This window comes from Calothrix sp. UHCC 0171 (assembly GCF_034931845.1).
GTDB lineage: Bacteria > Cyanobacteriota > Cyanobacteriia > Cyanobacteriales > Nostocaceae > Brunnivagina.
In genome coordinates this window covers 62047-70385 of record NZ_JAYGHN010000019.1, presented here as the reverse complement: position 1 = coordinate 70385, position 8339 = coordinate 62047, and the positions used below count along the sequence as shown (strand labels likewise).

The window sequence follows — 8339 nt, the reverse complement described above, 5'->3', positions numbered from 1 at the left end:
TGATCAAGTTCAAGGTAATGTTTCAAATACAAATATTACATCCGGTAATTTTGGCGTTGGTAACGTCAGTGGTATCTCTAACAGCACCAACACTGACCAATATCAAGGAAAATATATTAATCCTTTCTGCGTAACTGGCAACCAAATTCAAGGTAACGCTACCAACACTGGAATCTCTGCTAGCAATGTCGGTTATGGTAATGTAACTGGAATTTCTAACGGTACAAACACCAGCCAAAGCCAATACGCTAGAGGCTGTTCTTACTAATCTTCACCCAAGTCTGCATTTCCAAATCTGCGCGACTAAATTTGCAAACATGCACATATAACTTGGTGAGGTGTTGCTAATACCTCGAAAATAGCCAAACCCTCAGGCTTTAGCAACTTTATCTTGGCAAATTTTTAAACTAACCCCACAACACATAACTAATAAGGACTAGAAACATGTTGAACAAATCTTTGGCTCTTGGTGTATTAGCTGCTTTTGCAATGGCTCCTGCCGCATTTGCTGGCGATCAAGTTCAAGGTAACGTTACCAATACACAAATTAATGCTGGAAACGTTGGTTCTGGAAACGTAACTGGAATTACCAACAGCACTGGTACTAACCAAAGCCAAGCCAAATTTGGTGGTCGCTGGTGTCGTACTTCTGGGAACCAAGTTCAAGGTAATGCTACCAACACTGGCATTTCTGCTGGAAACGTTGGTGTTGGAAACGTAACAGGAATTTCTAATTCCACTGGTACTAACCAAAGTCAAGTAGCTGGTTCTGGTTGCTATTTCCGCTACTAAATCTTGTGTTGCTAATATCTGCAATTAAATTGCCACATCAGCCAAACCATGTAGTGATATTAGCAATTTCCTCTCGAATTTCGATTTTTTCTTTGATTTAATTTCACAACACAACACATAACTAAATAAGGACTACGAACATGTTGAAGAAATCTTTGGCTCTTGGTGTATTAGCTGCTTTGGCAATGGCTCCTGCTGCATTTGCTGACCAAGTTCAAGGTAACGTTACCAATACAAGTATTGGCGCTAGCAATTTTGGTTCTGGAAACGTGACTGGGATTACCAACAGCACCGGTACTAACCAAAGCCAAGCCAAATTTGGTGGTCGCTGGTGTCGTACTTCTGGAAACCAAGTTCAAGGTAATGCTACTAACACTGGAATTTCGGCTGGAAACGTTGGTGTTGGAAACGTAACAGGAATTTCTAATTCCACTGGTACTAACCAAAGTCAAGTAGCTGGTTCTGGTTGCTATTTCCGTTACTAAGTAATAACGAATCTGAAGCTTCCGCAATCACATTACTCTCCTTCCCTTACTCAAGGGTAGGGTTGGAGAGGATTCAAGTCTAAATTTTTCTCTGATTTAATTTCACAACACATAACACATATCTAACAAGGACTACGAACATGTTGAAGAAATCTTTTGCTCTCGGTGTATTAGCTACTTTGGCAATGGCTCCTGCTGCATTTGCTGGTGATCAAGTTCAAGGTAACGTCACCAATACAAGTATTGGTGCTAGCAACGTTGGCGTTGGTAACGTCACAGGTATTAACAACAGCACTAACACTAACCAATACCAAGGTAAATATGGTAGTCCTTTCTATGGTTCTGGAGTTGGTAGCCAAATTCAAGGTAATGGAACTAACACAGGTATCGGGGCTGGAAACACTGGTTATGGTAACGTGACAGGAATAGATAACACTACCAATACCAATCAAAGTCAAACTTCTGGTAATTATGTTCGTTTCCGCAGACGATAAACAGATTAGTTAGTTAAATCTGTATATTGGCGACTCGATGCCAGGTTGGATAAGTTAAATACTCTCAACAACCTGAATTCACAACTTCAAGAAAACAAAAAAATCTGGTTAGCGAGGCTATTGATTATTGCTCAATGTTTTGGAATTAGCCAAACCCTCAAAAACATTAGCAACATTAGCTTCGTAACCAGCAACACACAACTAATTAGGTCTAGAAAGATGAAGAATAAAATCTACACCTTCGGTTTTTTAGCTGCTGCTCTGATTATATCTCCTGGTGCAGCGCTTGCCCAACAAAGCCAAGGGACAACCCAGAATATGGATCAAAATGTAGTTATCGGTGGTTCTGGTAACTCTGTTCGCACAAGTGGAACTCAAATTACAAACCAAAGCCAACAGAAAACTGGCTGGTGTAATTCTGGCGCTCAAATCCAAGGTTCTGGTCAAAACTTAGCTCAAAATGCGGTTGTTTTTGGTCATGGTAATCGCGTAAATATCGATGCTATCCAAAGAACTGTACAACAGCAAAGAGCAGCAGGTCGTTGTTACTAAATTTATTTACTTATTGGGTATTGGGTCTTGGTTATTAGTTATTAGTTAATAAGTTATTGGTTATGAACAAATAACCAAATGACAAAGTAAAAATAACTTTTAATCATTAGTAATTCACCATTACCCACTAATTGTAAATAATTCACTTTTTTATTTTATTGAGGATGAACGCCATGCCTGCTAAAAAAATCATATTCGCGATCGCACTCTGCTCGATTCCCCTGGTATTCACTTCTGGAATCGCTAATGCTCAAGATTTAAATATTAATACTGGCAACGTGCAAATGTCACTGGGTCAAAATGGTGTATTCATCAAAACGGCTCCAGTATTTCCTGTATATCCAAACAGTAACTTCAACAACAACCGTCGCATACAGACTTATCGTACGAACAAAGTTTTGAAATGTCGTAACGTTCGCCAAAATAGACGTTATTTCAGAGCTGGTAGTCAAGCGATCGCGTCTTCTTCGACAACTGTATGTAATTAATTTATACAAACTGCTGCTTTTACACTGACCGTACAAACTCACTTCACTAACTTAACTTCACACACTTAAAGGAAAGGAAATAACATGAAACTCAAATTACTGGCACTAGGTGCTTTCTCGATTAGCGCTATCTCGACTTTTCTTCCTGGATTAACACCTTCTGCAAATGCTGTTTGTGTCCTCACAGATGTTGGTGTACAAATCGCGATTCGCGGCAAAAATAGCGTTGCTAACCAGAATAACAATGTCAGTCAGCAAGCTAGTCCAGATTGCTACGGAAACACCGCTACAACTACGGGTACGCAAGTTTATACAGGTGCGGGTTCTGTTAACCAAAATCGTAATGTTGGTCAATATGTTTCCGGTGGCAACAACCCGACTGGAGTCCCCATGCCGGCGATTAAAATACATGTCAATCCTCAAATTGATGTCCCTGCTTATCCTAGTTTTTAGTTAATAATTATTACTGAATAGTCTCTAATTATTAACAATTATTAATGACTAACTAATACCAAAATTATTAGGAGAAAAATGAAACTGAAATTACTTGCTTTGAGTGCTTTTAGCATCAGTGCCATGTCCGCATTTACCCCAGCATTAACTCAAAAAGCTAATGCAGTATGTATCAACAACCGGGTGGGTGTACAAGTTGGTATTCATGGTAAAAATAGTGTTGCTAACCAAAACCAAAATGCGAGCCAAAGTGCTAGTGATGATTGCTTTAATAACCAATCAAGCGTTACAGGCACTCAAGTTTATACAGGTAGAGGTTCTGTTAACCAAAATATGAATAGTAATCAACATTTATCTGGTGGTAATAATCCCACTGGTGTTCGTGTCAAACCGATTAACAATAATGTCGAAGTTAAGGTTAATGTCCCAGCTTTTCCTAAATGATACCTTAACTATTCAGTTGATGCGATCGCCTCAATATAAATTGCAACGATATATTACCCCTACGGGGGTTTTTCGTCTTTCTTCGATAAATTGAAATAAGAGGCTGGGTATTGGGAATTGGAAATTAGGCAAATAATTAACTACTTAGAACTATGCCTTTCAAGGTGGGTGACGACTAATGTCAGCAACCGGGTTTATTTTTTAGAACTCAGTAGTCCCAATATTAACAGGATAAAGTCTCAGTTTTTAATCATTGCGGGATAATTAGTAGCAATCATCACCTGATTGAACAACGTCAAATTTTTAGTAATCCAGTCCCCATAGCCTATTTCCTCTTCCCAAACCTCACCCTAGATTTCAAATATCAAACTTCATATGAAAAATATACTCTTGTACGCTCTTTGCGTAGGATTAATCATTAGTCTCTGGACTGCACTCAGCAACAATTTTTCGTACAGTCAACAAAGTTCTTCGATTGATTCTTCTATTGATTCTTCTATTAACTCTAGTGGGAATAGTGATATGAAAAGCTTTACTTCTATCCAAACCCAGAATTCTAACTCTAGCTATTCTTCCAGTATTCAAGAAAGTACGATTAGTGTCAATTCAGAAAATCTGCAACAACCCCAAACTTTAAAGATTAATTCGTCTGGAACAGAATTCAAAGGCGAAATTTTGATTAATGGAAAAGTTATAAAACGTCTCGATCGCAACCAGTCTGAGATTAATTTATCACCCTATTTATCAACTGGTCAGCAAAAAATTGAGATTAAAGCTAATTATAAGCCAGCTTCCGCTAATGTAAATGTGGATATCGTCAGTTCGGGTAGTAATATTTCGCAACAAACAAGCGGGAATGGCACATTAAATTACACATTAAATTTAACTGTACAGTAAAGTAATGCGGTAAATTGACAGCATTATTTCTAAATTTAGATTCGCTGTCAAACGGTGATTTACAATTCCAAGTCGCCGTTTTTGAGAAATAGTTGTGGGCTGATTCCTGCTGTTTTAGCCGCATTTATTTTGATATACTTATGATTAGCCCTGGCTAGAGGGCTAAAGACTGAATAGTAGATGGATGAGTAAATTTTCCGAATTATATCTATTGAGTGTAATAATTTTTGCTTCTGTCTGCCAATTTTTATCTTCTATAATTCTGTATGTTGACAATCATTCTTTAACGTGAATATGTTGATGGGAGAGTATACTGACTAGTCGCTTGTAGTTGATTTTCAAGACTGGAACGGAGACGTAATTCGGAAATTGACCAAATCCAAAATTTATCTGGTGCATTTGTAAAGTCTTGATTTCGATGAGTAACGATCGCATTTATTTCTTGGAAGCTAGCACAAGCAAATTCGACTGCGGATTCAAAGTCTTGAATTGCCGAAGCACGAGCTAATTGCAGCATATCGCCATCTACTGTACAAATAGTAATTTTGTCTTTTAACCAATCAACAACAGCTTGAGCAACTTTTGTATTTTGCAAGCGACTGATATAGGTATAAACTTTTTCCCAACCAATATCAGTAACATACATTTTTAGCTGGGGATTCACTCTGTCAAATAATTCGCCAATATCTCCTACTAACTGGTTTCGATTCATTAATGCTTCAAGTATTAAATCAGCATCAATTAAAATTCCAATCACTTTAAAACTCCCGCTTGACTAAGCAATGACTGAGCGATTAATGCAATATGAAGTACGAATGAGTCGCTGTTCTCACTTCACTTCAGGAATATATCTACATACAAACTCAAATAGTGAAATTTCTGATTATTGGCATTTTTTGTAGAAATTCAAGTAATGTTTACGTATAAATTACTGCTTATCCTGTTATTTTCGTTCAAAAGTAACAGTATCAATTAAGTAGTTAATGTTATTTTTCATGACGAAAGAGATACCTTCTGGTTCCTATTATTTTTAATGAATAAAAATTAATAACTATTGACTTAGTTGGTGAATTGGTAGTTGAAAATTGTGTATTGCCAGCAAGCTAATCATTTACATCTCTAAATATGGTTTGTGTGATTGCTACTTGCTTATTTTTGACAATTAACTGACTTTAATTCACTAATTTTAAGATTGGGAATCAGCGAACATTATTCATCTAGAAATTTTGACTTCGAGATTGTATTTTTTTAATTTCAAATAATTTTCGCATCTATCTAAAGATATACTTACGTACCCTTAAAAGCATAATTATGACTTTTTTCATGATTTTGGTTTCAGCAGTAAGTAAAACAATTGTCCACGCCCAACGGTGACACCAGCCCTTTCGCCTGCGACTTTCCCCGTACCCGTGAAGTAATCAACACGACCCGCGCCTTTAATCGCACCACCGGCATCTTGGTCAAGTACGTATCTACTAACAATCCGATGTTCCATAGTTCCTTGGGAATTAGGGAAGGGAAGGTGAGCGCGAATTAATGCTAAAGCGCCGGGAGGCATCAGTGCTTTGTCGGTAGCAATAGAACGGTCGGCTGTAATTGGTACTGAGGTTGAACCTGTTGCTGTCACACCATAATTTTCTTGAAAGAAGACAAAGCTGGGGTCTTTGGGTATGTATATACTTAATTCTTGGGGATACTTACGAAAATAATCCAAAATCTTGGGCATTGTCATACCCTCTAGGGGTACTTTTCCATCGTCAGCCAGTGACTTACCAATACTTTTATAATTTTGGGCAATACTACCTGCATAACCAACATGAGTTTCACTACCGTCAGCAAGTTTAATTTTTGCTGAACCTTGTATTTGCATCATATAAGGTTCCAGGCGATCGCGAAACCAAAAAAATTCTAAACCCTTAAGTTTACTTTTGCTAGCTTGCAATCCATCTGCACCTTCTAAGTCGAGACGGGTAGGATGGGGTTTTTTCCAGGATTTTAAATCGGGGGGAACCCGGTATATTGGATAACGGTATTCGCTAGTAGGAACGCGACTTGCTTCATAAATCGGTTCGTAATAGGAAGTGAATAGTACCCCTCCTTGTTTGTCACCGCCAATCGACTGGTAAATCAGAAACTCTCGTCTCACTGCGTCGTTGAGTTGTCTGGCTGACTTGCTAGTTTGTAATAATTCCCGGAATCTAATCAAACTTTGAATGACATTGTTACGGGTGATGCCAGTTACAGGATAATTTCGATAATCCGCTTCTGCCTTAGGAGTTTTTAAATATTTCAAGCTTTGGTTAATTGAATTTATCAGTGCTTTTTGATCTGCGATCGTTTCATCTTCACCCCATATTTGATGATCGAAACAGGATGTATCATTTTCACAGCAAGTTACCCAAGGTCTCAGAACAAGTACGGCTGAACCTGTTGATGTTGGTTGAGTTTTTTTTGCGGTTGTTTGCGGTAGATTCCATTTTTTAACATGACATCTTTCTGGACTTAATGCTAAACGTCCTAATGGCTGTAAAGAGACTAAGTAAGTGAGAAAAAATACAGGTACACCGAAAATTAAAATTCCCAAAGAGAGTTTTTTCGGATTTTTCCCTAGCGAAAAGAGTCGTTTAGTTAGAAGTGTATTCACAATTAAAGTTAACTAGGACAATTCACCCAAATTTTAATTCGTCATAGTGACAATAGTGACATTTTTGCGAGCTTTACGAGAATTTTACGTTTGGTACTCTTAACTACGAAACATGCCAAGCTATTTATGCAACTAATCTCGAAAAGATTTACATTTCGTAATATTTTGGATTTGAGATGATTCCTCATCTTTAAATCTACCTGATGGCAGAGGAGACATTGAAAGAGGGAGAAGGAAGTAATACCAATTCTCCAAAAGAGAGTAACAGATGGTGACGCGGGGATTAATTTTATGTGTTGCCAGATTTTGGAGAAACGATATAATCCCCAATAATTCCCAAAAAGCAAAGAACCTAGCCAGTTACGACTAGGTTCTTCAGTAGTATTGGGGTAAGTCCCCGAAGTTTTCGATATATAGAGTTCGGTATAAGTTGCTTAACTGATTATTACTACCCAGGCGTTGACATCGATTTCGGAAAAGAAGCAAAATTTTTTTGAGGCGATCGCACTTAATCTATTATCCTGAATATATGAAACACTATTAGAACGGTATACAATCAGTATCAGGATTACGAGACTGCAAATTAGTGAGTTTAAATTTAATCAGTATTTTTCAGGAAGATGAATCATGATTTCTAGAAAACTTTTCGCAACTAAAAGTTTGCAAATACTAGCTGTCGGTGTTTTTTTATTAGGAATGATATTTCTCATAATTACCAATAATCCTAGCTTTGCAAATCAGAAACAACCAGTAAAAGTTGATGAGTTTATTAGTCGAGGAACAGAACCATTTTGGAGCGTTGAAGTGACTAAAAACGGTATTGTTTACTCAACTCCTGATGCGAAAAAACAGACTTTCCCTTACGTCAAACCCCTTTCGGCTTCCGGGCGTACTCTTGATACAGTCAGAGTGTATCGAATGAGAAGCAGAAATAATAATCACAATGTTTTAATTCTCAAAAAGCAAGATATTTGTAGTGATGGGATGTCTGATAAAGAATACCCATACTCTGCAACTTTTATTCTCGGAAATACTGTTTTAGACGGTTGTGCGGAGAAAAAATAAAAAATCTTTTTGATTTTGATTTTAA

The 8339-nt window shown here is 37.5% G+C and carries 12 protein-coding genes; 10 read left to right on the top strand and 2 right to left on the bottom strand.

Going from position 1 to position 8339, the window contains the following annotated elements; all coding sequences use genetic code 11:
- From VB733_RS15725 to VB733_RS15685, 9 genes are all read left to right on the top strand, one after another.
- The coding region (locus VB733_RS15725) for a hypothetical protein (RefSeq protein WP_323340997.1) at positions 1 to 268 on the top strand (268 nt) is incomplete at its 5' end.
- A gap of 176 nt (positions 269 to 444) precedes the next feature.
- Positions 445 to 792: a hypothetical protein gene (locus VB733_RS15720; protein WP_323340996.1), complete on the top strand. Its 348-nt coding sequence runs from the start codon at positions 445 to 447 to the stop codon at positions 790 to 792.
- A 140-nt stretch (positions 793 to 932) separates the two neighbouring features.
- On the top strand, positions 933 to 1277 hold the full coding sequence (locus VB733_RS15715) for a hypothetical protein (RefSeq protein ID WP_323340995.1): 345 nt from the start codon (positions 933 to 935) through the stop codon (positions 1275 to 1277).
- A 140-nt stretch (positions 1278 to 1417) separates the two neighbouring features.
- Entirely contained in the window at positions 1418 to 1771 is a 354-nt protein-coding gene (locus VB733_RS15710; protein WP_323340994.1) for a hypothetical protein, read from the top strand.
- Positions 1772 to 1990: 219 nt separating this feature from the next.
- Entirely contained in the window at positions 1991 to 2323 is a 333-nt protein-coding gene (locus VB733_RS15705) for a hypothetical protein (protein WP_323340993.1), read from the top strand.
- A gap of 173 nt (positions 2324 to 2496) precedes the next feature.
- Positions 2497 to 2811, top strand: a complete 315-nt coding sequence (locus VB733_RS15700) for a hypothetical protein (RefSeq protein ID WP_323340992.1) — start codon at positions 2497 to 2499, stop codon at positions 2809 to 2811.
- Positions 2812 to 2895: 84 nt separating this feature from the next.
- Positions 2896 to 3264: a hypothetical protein gene (locus VB733_RS15695; RefSeq protein WP_323340991.1), complete on the top strand. Its 369-nt coding sequence runs from the start codon at positions 2896 to 2898 to the stop codon at positions 3262 to 3264.
- Positions 3265 to 3342: 78 nt separating this feature from the next.
- The gene (locus VB733_RS15690; protein WP_323340990.1) at positions 3343 to 3708 is read left to right on the top strand and encodes a hypothetical protein; all 366 of its coding nucleotides are present in this window, start codon (positions 3343 to 3345) and stop codon (positions 3706 to 3708) included.
- A gap of 522 nt (positions 3709 to 4230) precedes the next feature.
- Positions 4231 to 4605, top strand: a complete 375-nt coding sequence (locus VB733_RS15685; protein WP_323340989.1) for a hypothetical protein — start codon at positions 4231 to 4233, stop codon at positions 4603 to 4605.
- Positions 4606 to 4888: 283 nt separating this feature from the next.
- Here the strand turns inward: VB733_RS15685 and VB733_RS15680 are convergent, their stop codons facing one another.
- Both VB733_RS15680 and VB733_RS15675 read right to left on the bottom strand, forming a co-directional pair.
- Entirely contained in the window at positions 4889 to 5362 is a 474-nt protein-coding gene (locus VB733_RS15680) for a PIN domain-containing protein (RefSeq protein WP_323340988.1), read from the bottom strand.
- 564 nt (positions 5363 to 5926) lie between these two features.
- A complete protein-coding gene (locus tag VB733_RS15675; protein WP_416336320.1) occupies positions 5927 to 7249 on the bottom strand; it encodes a murein transglycosylase A in 1323 nt (440 codons plus the stop codon).
- 627 nt (positions 7250 to 7876) lie between these two features.
- Here VB733_RS15675 and VB733_RS15670 point away from each other — a divergent pair.
- Positions 7877 to 8314, top strand: coding sequence for a hypothetical protein (locus VB733_RS15670; protein WP_323340987.1), 438 nt, complete (start codon positions 7877 to 7879; stop codon positions 8312 to 8314).
- Positions 8315 to 8339: the final 25 nt, after the last annotated feature.